This is a genomic window from Pseudomonas sp. B14(2017), from assembly GCF_002113255.1.
Lineage (GTDB): Bacteria > Pseudomonadota > Gammaproteobacteria > Pseudomonadales > Pseudomonadaceae > Aquipseudomonas > Aquipseudomonas putida_Z.
This window is the reverse complement of sequence record NZ_NEJY01000001.1, coordinates 69,895-86,323: the sequence shown is the minus strand read 5'-3', so window position 1 is coordinate 86,323 and position 16,429 is coordinate 69,895. Positions and strand designations below refer to the sequence as shown.

Below are 16,429 nucleotides of genomic sequence, written 5' to 3'. Positions count from 1 at the left end.
CGGCCTGAATCAGAAGATAGTGCCGACACCGGATGCTTGTAAAGGACAATTTCCTGTTTTCATAGATCTTTTCAGATGTATTTTTTGAAAATAAGAAATTTAAATTCTGCTGTGCCGGCCTCTTCGCGGACTTGCCCGCTCCCACAGGATTACTCACCTGCCCCGAGACCTGCGCCGTACCTGTGGGAGCGGGCGAGCCCGCGAACGAGGCCAGCACAGAAAAAGCCCATAAAAAAACCCCGGCACAGTGGCCGGGGTTTTCGTGAAACAGGCAGCAGTATCAGCGTGCGTATGTCATCAGCACGTCCGCAGCGGTCTGGCTGTCCACACCCATCATCACGCTCAGGGCAGTGACGGTGAGGATGGAGAAGCCGAACACCTTGCGGGCCCACTTGCTGTCGTCCTCGGCCTTGTAGCCACCCCAGGCCATGTACAGCCAGTACAGGCCCATGGCTGCTGCCACGGCCAGGTAGCCGAGGCCGGCGTAACCGCCGAGGGTAAGCATCAAGGTCGCGAGCACGAAGGCCAGCACGTACAGCACGATCTGCTTCTTCGCCGCGAGGATGCCACGTGCCACCGGCAGGACCGGAATGTTGGCAGCGCTGTAATCCTTGAAGCGGAAGATCGCGATGGCGAAGCTGTGCGGCATCTGCCACAGGCTGAACATCACCAGCAGGGTAACCGCAGCCAGGTCGAAGCTGTTGCTCACGGCGCAATAGCCGATCACCGGAGGCATGGCACCAGACAGGCTGCCGACCAGGGTGCCGTGCACCGATTTACGCTTCAGCCACAGGCTGTAGAAACCGACGTAGACGATGAAGCCGATCAGCGCACAGAACGCCGACAGCGGGTTGGCCTGGACATACAGCAGGCTGAAACCCGCCACCCCGAGCAGGGTGGCGTAGATCAGCGCGAGGGGCAGCGACATGCCGCCCTGGACCATGACGCGGTTCTTGGTGCGCTCCATCTTGTGGTCGATGTCACGGTCGATGCAGTTGTTGAACACGCATCCGGACGCAACCACCAGCGAAGTACCGATCACCACCGCCAGGAACAGGGCGAAATCCACATGGCCCTTCGAGGCAAGGAAGAAACCGCCTGCCACGGAAAGCACGTTACCGAAAATGATCCCCGGTTTGGTGATTTGGATAAAGTGCTTAACGGACATGCAGTCTTACCTCACTTGGCCAACATTTCGAAGTGGATGCTGAACATGATCCACAGCGACAGGCCGACAAGCAGAGCGATCACCAGGGTGGTGAACAGGAACGTCGAAACGTTGTTGCGTTGCTCTTTCGAGCGGTCCATGTGCAGGAAGTACACGAGGTGCACTACTACCTGGATCACGGCCATGGCAACAATGATCAGAACGGTCAGGTTCTTCGGCAGGCTTGGCGACATGGCCAGGCCGAACGGGATCGCAGTCAGGATGATCGACAGGATGAAGCCGATCATGTACGACTTGACGCTGCCGTGGTTACCTTCGTGATGAGTGTCGTGTGCGTTAGCCATTACAGAACTCCCAGCAGGTAGACGACGGTGAATACGCAGATCCAGACCACGTCCAGGAAGTGCCAGAACAGGCTCAGGCAGCTCATGCGGGTCTTGGCGGTCGGCGTGATGCCGTGCTTGTTGATCTGGTACATCATGATTGCCATCCAGATCAGGCCGGCGGTCACGTGCAGACCGTGGGTACCTACCAGGGCGAAGAAGCCCGACAGGAAGCCACTGCGCTGCGGGCCGAAGCCCTCGGCGATCAGGTGATGGAATTCGTAGATTTCCATCGCGATGAAGCCTGCACCGAACAGGAAGGTCACAGCCAACCAGCCCAGTACGCCAGCTTTCTTGCCATCGAACATCTTCAGCATGGCGAAGCCGAAGGTGATCGAGGACAGCAGCAGGAACAGCGTTTCAACAGCTACGAAATCGAGCTGGAAGATGTCATGACCCGACGGGCCGCCGGCAAAACTGCCGGACAGCACCGCGTAGGTGGCGAAGAGCGACGCAAACAGGATGCAGTCGGTCATCAGGTACAGCCAGAAACCGAGTACGGTCATCTGGCCCGAGTCGTGGTGGTGGTCGTCATGCCCATGGTCGTGACCATGAGCAGCACCGTGCATTACTTGACTGGACATTGATTACACCCGCTCAAACGATTCGACACGTGCGCCGGCAGGCAGAGCACCTGCTTTGGCCAGCGCTTTCATACGCTCGCCTTCGATGCGCGCCACTTCTTCGGCCGGAACCATGTAGCCCTGGTCGTCACGCGCAGCGTGGCGAACGAAGACAGCGATGGTTGCGAACAGGCTCGCGCCAACCAGCCACCAGATGTGCCAGATGAAGGCGAAGCCGAAGACGGTCAGGAACAGGCCCATGAACAGACCGGTAGCGGTGTTGCTCGGCATGTGGATGGCTTCGTACTTGGCCGGAGCCTTGTATGCAACGCCGGCTTCCTTGGCTTCGTGCCAGCAGTCCAGGCCAACTTTCTCAGGCATGTGAGCGAAGTTGTAGAACGGAGGTGGCGAAGAAGTCGACCATTCCAGGGTACGGCCGCCCCATGGGTCGCCGGTCACGTCCAGGTTCTGGTTGCGATCGCGGATCGAAACGACGATCTGGATCAGCTGGCAGGCGATACCGAACAGGATCAGCACGGCGCCGGCAACGGCTACGTACAGGTAGGGTTCCCACAGTGGGTTGTCGGAGTGGTTCAGACGACGGGTCATGCCCATGAAGCCCAGGGCGTACAGCGGCATGAACGCTACGTAGAAGCCCGAGATCCAGAACCAGAAGGCAGCTTTGCCCCACTTCTCGTTCAGCTTGAAGCCGAACGCTTTCGGCCACCAGTAGGCGAAGCCGGCGATGTAGCCGAATACCGCACCACCAATGATCACGTTGTGGAAGTGAGCGATTACGAACAGGCTGTTGTGCAGTACGAAGTCAGCACCTGGAACAGCCAGCAGAACGCCAGTCATACCACCGATGGAGAAGGTGATCATGAAGCCCAGGGTCCACAGCATCGGTGCGGTGAAACGCACACGGCCCTGGTACATGGTGAACAGCCAGTTGAACAGCTTCACACCGGTCGGAATGGAGATCAGCATCGTCGCCAGGCCGAAGAAGGTGTTGACGCTGGCGCCGGCACCCATGGTGAAGAAGTGGTGCAGCCATACGGCGAAGCCCAGCACGGCGATGGCGCCCGATGCGTAGATCATCGAGTGGTGGCCGAACAGACGCTTGCCGGAGAAGGTGGAGGTAACTTCCGAGAACACACCGAAGGCCGGCAGGATCAGGATGTAGACCTCAGGGTGACCCCACGCCCAGAACAGGTTGACGTACATCATCGGGTTCCCACCAAGCTCGTTGGTGAAGATGTGGAAGTCCAGATAACGGTCAACAGTCAGCAGAGCGAGTGCAGCGGTCAGGATCGGGAAGGAAGCCACGATCAGCACGTTGGCCCAGGTGCAGGTCCAGGTGAAGATCGGCATGTCCATCAGCTTCATGCCAGGTGCGCGCATCTTCATCACGGTGACGAGGAAGTTCACGCCGGTAAGCGTCGTACCCAGGCCTGAGAGCTGTAGCGCCCAGATGTAGTAGTCGACACCCACCCCAGGGCTGTACTGAATGCCCGCGAGCGGCGGATAGGCAACCCAGCCGGTCTTGGCGAATTCACCAACGCCCAGCGAGATGTTGACCAGCAGCACGCCTGCCAGCAGCAGGTAGAAGCTCAGGGAGTTCAGGAACGGGAAGGCAACGTCACGTGCACCGATCTGCAGAGGAACCGCCAGGTTCATCAGGCCGGTGAAGAACGGCATCGCCATGAAGATGATCATGATCACACCGTGAGCGGTGAAGATCTGGTCATAGTGTTCAGGCGGCAGGTAGCCTTCGGAGCCACCGGTAGCGGCAGCCAGCTGGGTACGCATCATGATGGCGTCGGCAAAGCCGCGCAGCAGCATGACCATCGCGACGATGATGTACATCACCCCGATTTTCTTGTGGTCGACAGTCGTCAACCACTCGCTCCACAAGTAGGTCCACTTGCGGAAATAGGTGATAGCACCGACGACAGCGATACCACCGAGCGCGATCATGGCAAGCGTCACCATGACTATCGGCTCGTGATAGGGTATCGCCTCCAGGCTTAGTTTACCGAACATCTCTTACTCCTCTGCACCGGCAGCTGGTTGCATACTCGATTCCACACCCTTGGTAGTGGCCAGATCTTTGCTGCCTGCTTCTTCGTGGCTCGGACGACCGCGGTTCATGCCTTCGTACTTGTCGACGATCAGCTGGAACTGGTCAGGCGAAGCCTCGCTATACAGCGCGACTGGGTTGTTTTCGCTTGGTTTGGCCAAGGCGTCGTATTCAGCCTTGTCCAGCTTCTTCGGCGACTGCTTGACCTCGGCGACCCACTTGTCGAAGTCTTCCTGAGAGGTGGCAGTAGCCTTGAATTTCATGCCGGTGAAGCCAGCACCGCTGTAGTTGGCGCTGATACCGTCGAACTCGCCGTTTTCGTTGGCGATCAGGTGCAGCTTGGTGGTCATGCCGGCCATGGCGTAGATCTGGCCGCCCAGGCCCGGGATGAAGAACGAGTTCATCACGGCGTCGGAAGTGACGCGGAAGTTGACCGGAGTGTTAGCCGGGAAGACGATCTTGTTGACCGTGGCAATGCCCTGCTCCGGGTAGATGAACAACCACTTCCAGTCCAGCGCGACCACGTCGATCTGCACCGGCTTCACATCGGAATCCAGCGGACGGTACGGGTCCAGCTTGTGGGTGGAGTGGTAGGTGACGTAGCCCAGGGCGATGATGATCAGGATCGGGATGATCCACACCGCGGCTTCGATCTTGGTCGAGTGCGACCAGTCAGGGGTGTAGGTGGCAGCCTTGTTGGAAGCACGGTACTTCCAGGCGAAAACCACGGTCATGATAATGACAGGAATCACCACCAGCAGCATCAGGCCGGTAGCGATCAGGATCAGGTTCTTTTGCTCAATGCCGACCTGACCTTTCGGGTCGAGCAGGGTCCAGTTGCACCCACTGAGTAAAAGCATGCCTAAAAAGGGCAATATGCCAAACAGTCTGGGGTAACGCTTTTTACTCATCTCACGACCTCTAGATCAGCTTGCTTCAATGCAATTTGTGTTTTGGTAGCCAACACTTCGTCCTGCCAAGTGCGGCATTTCGCGCCCGTACTCGCTCCTGCCTGGGGTCCGACTGCAGGACCTTGGCGTCAAGCGGGTTAGCGGTGCTTATGGTTTCGTAGGCAACAGGCCTGTACTTCAGACCAAGTCCATTTGGTGCGGGAAAACGCGGAGGGGGGTCCGCCCGGTATCGCCGTTGGGCGAAACTTGACGAAGTCAGCAAAAAGGAGCGCTGGGGCTTCCTTCAATCCTGCGACTTGCAAGCAGTGCCGAACGGAAATTGGGGGCGATTGTAGATAGGTCGCCAACCCTTGACTATGACTTATTGAGCAACAGTCCTTTACAGAATTTGCAACAATACTGCTCAAAAATTCAACTTCGCGACAGTTTGTCGCACCCCGCTTGATAGGCCCCAAAGCCGCATTCTGCAAGGCCTCTGGGTTGATCTGGATCAAGCGGTGAGCGAATTTTCCCTCTTCTCATGCGGCGTAAAAGACCCCATGCCGTTCGGGACTTTTGTCTAAGCCTGGCGTCGGTTGCGATAGATCCCGAGCGGAACCAGGACGGCCGTCAGGACGAACGCCACCAGCGCCCATTGCGCCAGCGACAGACCGAGGATCGGCGGGTACGGCGTGCTGCAGAAGCCGTCGACCTGGAACACCAGCGGCCAGAGCTTGGCCAGCGGCAAGTCGTCCACGATCGGCTGCAGGGTGTCGATGCCGCAACTGACCATGGGGTTGGCGAGTATATACACATGGTTGCCGGCCGCAACGATTCCGCCAATGGCGCTGAGTACCACCAGTGCCTCGAAGAAGGTCAGGCTGCGGCGCCCGGGCATCGCTGCGGCGATGAAGGCGAACACGGCGATGAACAACAGTGCATAACGTTGCAGGATGCACAGCGGGCATGGTGCCTCGCCCAGGACTATCTGCATGTAGAGGGCGCCACCGATCAGCGAAAGGCAGATCAGGCCCAACAGTACCAGAAAGCGCCGTTCCCGATTCAGGCGCGATGTTTGTTCGTTCATTGCCGGTTCCTTCGATGGATAGTGGCAGCGTGATCCGCCTGCCTGGCGCAAGTCTACACGCTGGGCAGGGCCTTTGAGCGTGCCGAGGAAGCGGCGTGATAGCGCTGCGCAGGGCTATCCGGTGTGGCTGAGACCGGCCGCAACGACGTCGGTTCAACGCCGGGCGGCAAAAAAGCGGCTGCCCGGGTGCCGCGCAGGGGCAAGCCCCTCGACACCCGGGAGTGAAGGATACCGTGATTAAAGGAGGATTAAAGATGAAAGCTGCACAGCCGCTTTCATCTCTCCTTTATATATAGGCAGGAAGGTGAAGTGCGGCCCAGCCGCTGGCAGCCAGCCCCCAGGCGGCGAATGCGATCGACCGTTTCGTTCTCGATTACCCACGGGCGGGAGCAGTGCTGCAAGGGAGCTGGCTTGCCAGCGGCTGGGATGAATACGCTGTAAGCCTGTACCGGCCTCTTCGCGGGTAAACCCGCTTCCACAGGGATCGCGCAGATTTCAAAGCCTACGCGATCCCTGTGGGAGCGGGTTTACCCGCGAAGAGGCCAGTACAGGCGCTACATCACTCCAGCGCAGCCGCCGGCCCGAAGAACTCGTAGCGGCTCTGCTGCTCTGGCACACCCAGGCCTTTCAGCTGGCGCTTGACCGCCGCCATGAAGCCCTTGGGCCCGAGGAAGTAGGCATCCACGTCTCGCTCTTGCGGCAGCCACTCGGCCAGCAGGTCCTCGCTCAGCAGACCTACCGCATCAGCCGCGGCACCACCCTGCGGTTCTGCATAGCAGTAGAAGCGCTTGAGCTGCGGGTGACGCTCGGCCAGCTCGTCGATCCAGTCGCGGAAGGCATGCACGGCGCCGTTACGGGCGCAGTGAATGAAATGCACCTCACGCTGGGTTTGCAGTGCCGCCTGCAGCATTGGCAGGGTCGGGGTAATACCCACGCCACCGCTGATCAGCACCAGCGGCTTGTCGCTCGCTGCCAGGGTGAAATCGCCAGCCGGCGGGAACAGCTGCAGGGTATCGCCCACCGCCAGCACATCGTGCAGATAGTTGGAGACCTTGCCACCCGCCTCGCGCTTGACGCTGATGCGGTATTCCTTGCCGTCGCACAGTGCCGACAGGGAGTAGTTGCGGCGCTGCTCGGCGCCGTCGATGTCCAGCTTCAGGCCGATGTACTGGCCAGGCTCGGCCTTGAGCACCGGCTTGCCATCCACAGGGGCAAAGTAGAACGAAACGATTTCGCTGCTTTCCTGCTCACGGCGCACCAGGCGGAATTCGCGGGTACCGCGCCAGCCGCCTTCGGCTTCTTCCTTCTGTTTATAGAGGTTCTCTTCCGCGCCGATCAGGATGTCGGCCAGCTGGCCATAGGCCGCGCCCCAGGCGTCGATCACGGCGGGGGTGGCGATTTCCTTGCCCAGCACTTCTTCGATGGCGCGCAGCAGGCAGCTGCCGACGATCGGGTAGTGCTCCGGCAGAATCTGCAGGGCAACGTGCTTGTTGATGATCTGGCCGACCAGGCCGCCAAGCTGCTCAAGCTGGTCGATGTGGCGGGCATACATCAGCACGCCGTTGGCCAGGGCTCGCGGTTGGTCACCGCTGGCCTGGTGGGCCTGGTTGAACAGCGGGCGCACTTGCGGGTACTCGCTGAGCATCATCTTGTAGAAGTGGGTGGTCAGCGCTTCGCCGCCGCTTTCCAGCAGGGGGACAGTGGCCTTGATGATTGCACGTTGTTCGGCATTGAGCATTGCAACAACTCCTGAGCCTGTGGCTTCAAATGACTGCCCGAGCTATTACATCAATCATGCCAACTTTTATCTCCAGCAAAATCAGGGGTTTGACGCAGGTCATGTCAAAACGACCCACCTCGACGTATAGTCATATCGACCCACAGGAGTCCATATGACCACGAAGCCCCTGCTCACCACCCTGCTGCCCCTGGTCAGCGACCTTTCCCGCGACCTGCCCGACCAGGAACGCTATCGCCGCCTGCTGCAGGCCATGCGTGGGTTGCTGCCCTGCGATGCCGCCGCGCTGCTGCGCCTGGACGGCGAGTGGCTGGTGCCGCTGGCAGTGGACGGCCTGAGCCCCGATACCCTGGGCCGGCGCTTCCGGGTCAGCGAGCACCCTCGCTTCCAGATCCTGCTCAGCAGCGCGGAACCCACCCGCTTTGCCAGCGACTCCGAGCTGCCCGACCCTTACGACGGCCTGGTCAACGCCCCCGATGCCAATCTGGAAGTACATGACTGCATGGGCTGCCCGTTGATGGTCGACGAACGCCCTTGGGGCCTGGTTACCCTCGATGCCCTCACCCCCGGGCAGTTCCAGAGCCTGGAGCTGGGCGCCCTGCAGGCCTTCGCCAGCCTGGCCGCCGCCACGGTCACCGTGGCCGAGCGCATCGAGCACCTGGCCCTGCGCGCGGAAGACGAACACCACCGCGCGGAGATCTATCGCCAGGCCAGCGGCCAGGACAAAGAGCTGATTGGCCAGAGCCCCGCGCACAAGCGCCTGGTGGAGGAAATCCGCCTGGTCGGTGGCAGCGACCTGACCGTGCTGATCACCGGTGAGACCGGCGTCGGCAAGGAGTTGGTGGCCCAGGCCCTGCACCAGGCCAGCAACCGCGCCGACAAACCGCTGGTCAGCCTCAACTGCGCCGCCCTGCCCGACACCCTGGTGGAAAGCGAACTGTTCGGCCATGTGCGTGGCGCCTTCACCGGCGCCCATGGCGAGCGCCGCGGCAAGTTCGAGCTCGCCAATGGCGGCACACTGTTCCTCGACGAAGTCGGTGAGCTGCCACTGACCGTGCAAGCCAAGCTGTTGCGCGTGCTGCAGAGCGGCCAGTTGCAGCGCCTGGGTTCGGACCGCGAACACCGGGTGGATGTGCGCCTGATCGCAGCCACCAACCGCGACCTGGCAGCAGAAGTGCGCACTGGCAACTTCCGCGCCGACTTCTACCACCGCCTCAGCGTATACCCGCTGCATGTGCCGCCGTTGCGCGAACGTGGGCGTGATGTGCTGCTACTGGCCGGCTACTTCCTCGAACAGAACCGTTCGCGCCTGGGCCTGAACAGCCTGCGCCTTAGCAGCGAGGCCCAGGCCGCGCTGCTGGCCTACGACTGGCCAGGCAACGTGCGTGAACTGGAACACCTGATCGGCCGCTCGGCGCTCAAGGCGCTGGGCCAGCATTCCGACAGGCCACGCATCCTCACCCTGGAAGCCATCGACCTGGACCTGCGCGCAACGGCAACGCCCGGCACCCCGCCCTCCCCTGCTGTGCCCTTGCCGGCGGCACCGCTACCCGAGGGGGGCCTGCGCGAAGCCGTCGACGACTACCAGCGCCAGGTGATCGAGGCCTGCCTGCAGCGGCACGAAGAAAACTGGGCAGCGGCTGCCCGGGAACTCGGCCTGGACCGCGCCAACCTTAGCCGCCTGGCCCGTAGGCTGGGGCTGCGCTGATTGACACCAGCGCGGTACCTGTGGGAGCGGCTTTAGCCGCGAAGAATCCAACGCGGTGCACGGCACCGGCTGCGCCGGTGTTCGCGGCTAAAGCCGCTCCCACAGGGTCCAGAGCATTCCTTGGCTCGGTGCAAAATGACTAAAGCCAAGCCCGAACAGGCCGATAACCGGTTATCCCCTGTTCCCCACGAAGGTCACCATGGCCACGCAAAATGCCCGCGCGGATTCGCTGTCCCTGCTGCTGTTCACCCTGCGCAGCGGCAAGTTGATGGCAATCAACCTGCTCAAGGTCAGCGAGATAATTCCCTGCCCGCCGCTGACCAAGCTGCCCGAATCGCACCCCCACGTGAAAGGCGTGGCGACCCTGCGCGGTAATCCGCTGTCGGTCATCGACCTGTCCCGCGCCATCGGCGAACGGCCGCTGGCCGACCCGGACGGCGGCTGCCTGATCGTCACCGAGATCAGCCGCTCGCGCCAGGGTCTGCATGTGCAGGCGGTCAGCCGCATCGTGCATTGCCTGAGCACCGACATCAAACCACCACCCTACGGCTCGGGCAGCCGCTCGTTCATCACCGGCGTGACCCGGGTCGACAACACCCTGGTGCAGGTGCTGGACATCGAAAAAGTCATCCACGCCATCGCCCCGCCGGTGCCCGAGCAGCCTCACGGCAACTTGAGCGAGGAAGACGCCAGCCTGCTGGCCGCCGCCAACATCCTGGTGGTGGACGACAGCCAGGTGGCCCTGCAGCAGTCGGTGCACACCCTGCGCAACCTCGGCATCGAATGCCACACCGCGCGCAGCGCCAAGGACGCCATCAACGTGCTGCTTGAACTGCAAGGCACCGCGCAGGAAATCAACGTGATCGTCTCCGACATCGAAATGAGCGAAATGGACGGCTACGCCTTCACTCGCACCCTGCGCGAAACCCCCGATTTCCAGCACCTGTACATATTGCTGCACACCTCGCTGGACAGCGCCATGAGCAGCGAAAAGGCGACCCAGGCCGGGGCCAATGCCATCCTCACCAAGTTCTCCTCGCCGGAGCTGACCGATTGTCTGGTGGTGGCGGCGCGCGCCGTGGTGTTCGCCGAGCGCTGATATATTCGGAGACAAACTCCCCGGCTTGCCGCCGGGGTCGAGTCGGGCATAATTCGCGCCCCTCGCAAGTAACTTGCCGGAATCGCGTATGAAGTTTCTCAGCTCTATCCTGATCAGTTGCGCCCTCTTCAGCGGTATCGCCCAGGCCTCCAGCAGCCAGGCCTGGAACGAGCAGCGCCAGCAGATGCTCAAGGCCTGCCTGGCCGCCAGCCAGTTCAAGGATGCCCACGCCCGCAGCAAGCCCGCCGAGTTCGATGACCAGGTCGGCATGAGCGCGCTGCTGATCGAAGGCGTCTACCCCCAAAAGCACATGCAGCAGCGCACCGGCACCGAACTTTGCCTGTACGACCGCCAGCACCAGCGCGCCTTCGTCAGCGAGTGGAGCCCGGAAGCCAAGTGACCGACAGCCTGCGTTTCGCCTGTACCGGCTGCGGCAAGTGCTGTACCGGCCACCACGTGCCCTTGACCCTGGCCGAAGCGCGCCGCTGGGCGGACAACGGCGGTCAGGTGGTGGTGCTGATCGAAGCCTTCGTGGCAGACGGCCCTGGCATGCCGGTAGAACAGCGTGATCATGTGCTGCGTCGTTCCCATCCCGTGCCCTGCGGCGACGGCGAGGCGCGCGTTTCGGTGACCTTCGCCGCCTTCAACCCCGGGCGCTGCCGCAACCTCGACGACAACGACCTGTGCACCATCTATGACCAGCGGCCGCTGGTCTGTCGCATCTACCCGGTGGAAATAAACCCGCATATCCCGCTGCGGCCAGGCAGCAAGGACTGCCCGCCGGAAGCCTGGCAACAGGGGCCGGAGCTGATTCACGGCAAGCAACTGGTCGATGCCGGGCTGGAGGCGCTGGTGCAGGCCTCGCGCCAGGCCGACCGCGATGACATCGCCGCCAAGGTGGCGGTGTGCCAGGCGCTGGGCATGACCACCAGTGCGCTCAAGGGCAACGGGTTTACTGCCTACTTACCTGACATGGGCGCATTCAGCGCGGCCCTGGCCCAGGTACCGGAGGCTGGCCGGGCACAGTGGGCCTTGCATGTGGAGGACGCGACGCTGGTGGCGATCTTGCAGGAACATGGTTTGCGCACCACCAACGAGCCCCCGGTGTATTACGCCTTCATCGGTTTCTAGGTAAGCAGTACCGACCCTATCGCCGGCAAGCCCCACAGGGATAGCACATGGCTTCAGGTCGACGCGGTCAGGGTGGGAGCGGCCTTGTGTCGCGATGGGCTGCGAAGCAGCCCCGGGATTTTGGCCATGGTGCTGATATTGCTGGGGCTGCTCTGCAGCCCTTTCGCGACGCAAGGCCGCTCCCACAAAAGAAATCCGCGCATGACCAAAGGGCGCAAAACTGACAGCGCTGTCAGCCAGCGGTCACGCTGCCGACCCGGTTCGGGGGCTATAAGCTTGAATACAGACAACCATTCCCCTCCCCTCTGGCCAAGGTGCCCGCACCGATGCGACGTCCGTCCCGCCCTGTCATCCTCGCCGCCCTGGCACTCCTGGTCCTGGCGGTAGCGGGTATCTGGTTCGGCCAGCGCCAGCCAGCACCTGCCGCCCGTGCGCAAACCGCCATCCCGGTGCGCGTGGTCAGTGTCGTCCAGCAGAACGTGCCGCGCTATGCCAGCGCCATCGGCTCGGTGCTGTCGCTGCACAGCGTCGAGGTGCGCCCGCAAGTGGAGGGGGTACTGACCCAGGTGCTGGTCAAGGAAGGCCAGTGGGTGAAGGAAGGCGACCTGCTGGCCACCCTCGACGACCGCGCCATCCGCGCCAACCTCGACCAGGCCCGTGCCGAACTTGGCCAGAGCCAGGCGCAGATCCAGGTAGCCAACGTCGACCTGCAGCGCTACCGCCTGCTGAGTACCGACAACGGCGTTTCGAAGCAGACCCTCGACCAGCAGCAGGCCCTGGTCAATCGCCTGCAAGCCACGGTCAAGGGCAACCAGGCGGCCATCGCCAATGCCGAGGTGCAGCTGTCGTACACGCAGATCCGCTCGCCAGTGACCGGCCGGGTGGGTATTCGCAACGTCGACCCCGGCAACCTGGTGCGCACCAGCGATACCCGCAGCCTGTTCAGCGTCACCCAGATCGACCCGATCGCCGTCGAATTCGCCCTGCCGCAGCAAATGCTGCCAACCCTGCAAAGCCTGCTGAAGGCGCCCACCCCGGCACTGGTGCAGGCCTACATGGATGCCGACGGCGAACGCAGCCTGCTCGGTGAAGGCCACCTGGCACTGATCGACAACCAGATCTCCGCCACCACCGGCACCGTGCGGGTAAAAGCCGAGTTCGACAACAAGGACGGCCGCCTGTGGCCGGGCCAGCTGGTCACCATCCGCCTGCGCACCGCCGTGGAAGAAAGCGCCCTGGTGGTACCGCCGCCTGTGGTACAGCGCGGCGTCGACGGGCACTTTGTCTACCGCCTGGACGGTGACAAGGTCACCAGTGTGCCGGTCAAGGTGCTGTACCAGGACAGCGGGCTGAACATCATTGCCGGGGTCAAGCCGGGCGAGCGCCTGGTGCTCGATGGCCAGTCGCGGCTCAAGCCCGGTTCGCGGGTCGAGGTGGCCCCCGACGCCCCCGCGCCGTCGGAAATGGCCGACCGCCGGAGCCAGCCATGAACACGCGCAACGGTGTTTCGGCCTGGTGCATCGACCACCCCATCGCCACCCTGCTGCTGACCTTCGCCCTGGTGCTGCTGGGGGCCATCGCCTTCCCGCGCCTGCCGGTGGCACCACTGCCGGAAGCCGACTTCCCGACCATCCAGGTCACCGCCCAGCTGCCCGGCGCCAGCCCGGAAACCATGGCCTCGTCGGTGGCCACGCCGCTGGAAGTGCAGTTCAGCGCCATCCCCGGCATGACCCAGATGACCAGCAGCAGCGCACTGGGCTCGACCAACCTGATCCTGCAGTTCACGCTCGACAAGAACATCGACACCGCCGCCCAGGAAGTGCAGGCGGCCATCAACACCGCCACCGCGCGCTTGCCGCAAGACCTGCCCAACCCGCCGACCTGGCGCAAGGTCAACCCGGCCGACAGCCCGGTGCTGGTGCTGACGGTCAGCTCCAGCCAGATGCCTGGCAACGACCTCAGCGACTACGCCGAAACCCTGCTCGCGCGCCAGCTGAGCCAGATCGACGGGGTCGGCCTGATCAACATCACCGGGCAACTGCGCCCGGCGATCCGTGTGCAGGCGCAACCCGAGAAACTGGCCGCCATCGGCCTGACCCTGGCCGACTTGCGCCAGGCCATCCAGCAGACCAGCCTGAACCTGGCCAAGGGTGCGCTGTACGGCGAACACAGCGTGTCGACCATCGCCGCCAACGACCAGTTGTTCCACCCCGACGACTACGCCCAGCTGATCGTCTCCTACCGTGACGGTGCACCGGTGCACCTGAAGGACGTGGCCAAGGTGATCAATGGCGCCGAGAACGCCTATGTCAAAGCCTGGTCCGGCGACCAGCCCGGGCTGAACCTGGTGATTTTCCGCCAACCTGGCGCCAACATCGTCGATACCGTGGACCGGGTACTGGCTGCCCTGCCCAAGCTGCAGGAGATGCTGCCAGCCTCGGTCGAAGTGTCGGTGCTGCAGGACCGCACCCAGACCATCCGTGCCTCGCTGCATGAAGTGGAGCTGACCCTGATGATCGCCGTGGCCCTGGTGATCGGGGTGATGGCACTGTTCCTGCGCCAGTGGTCGGCGACCATGGTGGTGTCCAGCGTGCTCGGCGTATCGCTGATCGCCAGTTGCGCGCTGATGTACATCTTCGGCTTCAGCCTGAACAACCTGACCCTGGTGGCCATCGTCATCTCGGTGGGCTTCGTGGTCGACGATGCCATCGTCGTGGTGGAGAACATCCACCGCCACCTGGAGGCCGGCGACGACAGCCGCACGGCGGCGCTCAAGGGCGCCGGGGAAATCGGCTTCACCGTGGTGTCGATCAGTTTCTCGCTGGTCGCCGCGTTCATCCCGCTGCTGTTCATGGGCGGCGTGGTCGGCCGGCTGTTCAAGGAGTTCGCCCTTACCGCCACCGCCACCATCCTGATTTCGGTGGTGGTTTCGCTGACCCTGGCGCCAACCCTGTGCGCACTGTTCATGCGCCGCCCGCCCGGAGAGCACAAGGGCGGTTTCGGCGAGCGGCTGGTCAGGTGGTACGAAAAGGGCCTGGACCGCGCCCTCGCCCACCAGCGCCTGACCCTCGGCATGTTCGGCCTGACCCTGGCCCTGGCAGTGGCCGGTTACGTGGGTATCCCAAAGGGCTTTTTCCCGCTGCAGGACACTGGCTTCATCCTCGGCACCAGCGAGGCGGCGGCGGATGTGTCGTACCCGTCGATGATCGAGAAGCACCAGGCGCTGGCCAAAATCATCGAGGCCGACCCGGCGGTGCGCGCGTTCTCCCACTCGGTGGGCGTCACCGGCAGCAACCAGACCATCGCCAACGGCCGCTTCTGGATCGCCCTCAAGCCGCGTGGCGAACGCGATGTATCGGCCAGCGAACTGATCGACCGGCTGCGGCCCAAGCTGGCCCAGGTACCAGGCATCGTCCTGTACATGCGTGCCGGCCAGGACATCAACCTGAGCTCCGGCCCGTCGCGCACCCAGTACCAGTACGTGCTCAAGAGCAACGACGGCATGGCACTGAACCTGTGGACCCAGCGCCTGACCGAGCGCCTGCGGGAAAACCCGGCGTTCCGCGACCTGTCCAACGACCTGCAACTGGGCGCCAGCGTCACCCGCATCGATATCGACCGCCAGGCCGCGGCACGTTTCGGCCTGACCACCACCGACGTCGACCAGGCGTTGTACGACGCCTTCGGCCAGCGGCAGATCAGTGAATTCCAGACCGAGACCAACCAGTACAAGGTGATCCTCGAACTGGATGCCCGCCAGCGCGGCAAGGCCGAAAGCCTCAACTACTTCTACCTGCGCTCGCCGCTGACCAACGAGATGGTGCCGCTGTCGGCAGTGGCCCATGTGGCGCCGCCCGGCACCGGGCCGCTGTCGATCAGCCACGATGGCCTGTTCCCGGCAGCCAACCTGTCGTTCAACCTGGCCCCGGGCGTGGCCCTGGGCGATGCGGTGACGATCCTCGAGCGCACCCAGCGCGAACTGGGCATGCCCGACTCCATCAGCGGCAACTTCCAGGGCGCGGCCCAGGCCTTCCAGAGTTCGCTGTCGAGCCAGCCGTGGCTGATCCTGGCTGCGCTGGTGGCGGTGTACATCATCCTCGGCGTGCTGTACGAAAGCTTCGTCCACCCGCTGACGATCATCTCCACCCTGCCCTCGGCCGGCCTCGGCGCACTGATCCTGCTGTGGGCCATGGGCCAGGACTTCAGCATCATGGGGTTGATCGGCGTGGTGCTGCTGATCGGTATCGTCAAGAAAAACGGCATCCTGCTGATCGACTTCGCCCTCGAAGCCCAACGCCGCCAGGGCCTGACCCCGGAGCAGGCGATCCACCAGGCCTGCCTGACGCGCTTCCGGCCGATCATCATGACCACCCTGGCCGCCTTGCTCGGCGCGGTGCCGCTGATGTTCGGCTTCGGCACCGGTTCCGAACTGCGCCAGCCACTGGGCATCGCCGTGGTTGGCGGCCTGCTGGTGAGCCAGGCGCTGACGCTGTTCACCACCCCGGTCATATACTTGGCCCTGGAGCGCCTGTTCCACCGCCGCCAGGCCGCCCGTGCGGCGGCGCCCAGTGCCAGTTAGGAC

13 protein-coding genes are annotated in these 16,429 nt (G+C 63.0%); 6 read left to right on the top strand and 7 right to left on the bottom strand.

Annotation, left to right across the window (positions count from 1 at the left end; translation table 11 throughout):
- Window positions 1-280: 280 nt before the first annotated feature.
- The 7 genes from cyoE to hmpA form a co-directional block, all read right to left on the bottom strand.
- Window positions 281-1,168 carry a heme o synthase gene (gene cyoE, locus CAG34_RS00405; RefSeq protein ID WP_025337747.1) on the bottom strand — a complete coding sequence of 296 codons (888 nt, stop codon included), beginning with the start codon at window positions 1,166-1,168 and terminating at the stop codon, window positions 281-283.
- An 11-nt stretch (window positions 1,169-1,179) separates the two neighbouring features.
- A complete protein-coding gene (cyoD, locus tag CAG34_RS00400) occupies window positions 1,180-1,512 on the bottom strand; it encodes a cytochrome o ubiquinol oxidase subunit IV (RefSeq protein ID WP_003259128.1) in 333 nt (110 codons plus the stop codon).
- The gene (gene cyoC, locus CAG34_RS00395; protein WP_025337745.1) at window positions 1,512-2,135 is read right to left on the bottom strand and encodes a cytochrome o ubiquinol oxidase subunit III; all 624 of its coding nucleotides are present in this window, start codon (window positions 2,133-2,135) and stop codon (window positions 1,512-1,514) included. The genes cyoD and cyoC overlap by 1 nt, the downstream gene beginning before the upstream one ends.
- A gap of 3 nt (window positions 2,136-2,138) precedes the next feature.
- Entirely contained in the window at window positions 2,139-4,157 is a 2,019-nt protein-coding gene (gene cyoB / locus CAG34_RS00390) for a cytochrome o ubiquinol oxidase subunit I (protein WP_085587414.1), read from the bottom strand.
- A gap of 3 nt (window positions 4,158-4,160) precedes the next feature.
- Complete coding sequence (gene cyoA / locus CAG34_RS00385) at window positions 4,161-5,105, bottom strand: ubiquinol oxidase subunit II (RefSeq protein ID WP_085587412.1); 945 nt, start codon at window positions 5,103-5,105, stop codon at window positions 4,161-4,163.
- 559 nt (window positions 5,106-5,664) lie between these two features.
- The gene (locus tag CAG34_RS00375; protein WP_025337743.1) at window positions 5,665-6,171 is read right to left on the bottom strand and encodes a disulfide bond formation protein B; all 507 of its coding nucleotides are present in this window, start codon (window positions 6,169-6,171) and stop codon (window positions 5,665-5,667) included.
- Window positions 6,172-6,730: 559 nt separating this feature from the next.
- Window positions 6,731-7,909 carry an NO-inducible flavohemoprotein gene (hmpA, locus tag CAG34_RS00370; protein ID WP_075043809.1) on the bottom strand — a complete coding sequence of 393 codons (1,179 nt, stop codon included), beginning with the start codon at window positions 7,907-7,909 and terminating at the stop codon, window positions 6,731-6,733.
- 154 nt (window positions 7,910-8,063) lie between these two features.
- Here hmpA and norR point away from each other — a divergent pair, with 154 nt between their 5' ends.
- The 6 genes from norR to CAG34_RS00340 all read left to right on the top strand — a co-directional run bounded on the left by norR (window position 8,064) and on the right by CAG34_RS00340 (window position 16,426).
- The gene (gene norR, locus CAG34_RS00365) at window positions 8,064-9,617 is read left to right on the top strand and encodes a nitric oxide reductase transcriptional regulator NorR (protein ID WP_025337741.1); all 1,554 of its coding nucleotides are present in this window, start codon (window positions 8,064-8,066) and stop codon (window positions 9,615-9,617) included.
- 199 nt (window positions 9,618-9,816) lie between these two features.
- Entirely contained in the window at window positions 9,817-10,716 is a 900-nt protein-coding gene (locus CAG34_RS00360; RefSeq protein ID WP_085587408.1) for a chemotaxis protein, read from the top strand.
- An 88-nt stretch (window positions 10,717-10,804) separates the two neighbouring features.
- The gene (locus CAG34_RS00355; protein WP_025337739.1) at window positions 10,805-11,116 is read left to right on the top strand and encodes a hypothetical protein; all 312 of its coding nucleotides are present in this window, start codon (window positions 10,805-10,807) and stop codon (window positions 11,114-11,116) included.
- Window positions 11,113-11,847, top strand: a complete 735-nt coding sequence (locus CAG34_RS00350) for a YkgJ family cysteine cluster protein (RefSeq protein ID WP_085587406.1) — start codon at window positions 11,113-11,115, stop codon at window positions 11,845-11,847. The genes CAG34_RS00355 and CAG34_RS00350 overlap by 4 nt, the downstream gene beginning before the upstream one ends.
- A gap of 326 nt (window positions 11,848-12,173) precedes the next feature.
- Window positions 12,174-13,337 (top strand): efflux RND transporter periplasmic adaptor subunit, encoded by a 1,164-nt coding sequence (locus CAG34_RS00345; RefSeq protein ID WP_085587404.1) that lies wholly within the window; start codon window positions 12,174-12,176, stop codon window positions 13,335-13,337.
- On the top strand, window positions 13,334-16,426 hold the full coding sequence (locus CAG34_RS00340) for a multidrug efflux RND transporter permease subunit (protein ID WP_085587402.1): 3,093 nt from the start codon (window positions 13,334-13,336) through the stop codon (window positions 16,424-16,426). Before CAG34_RS00345 ends, CAG34_RS00340 begins: the two co-directional genes overlap by 4 nt.
- The last annotated feature ends 3 nt before the right edge of the window (window positions 16,427-16,429 follow it).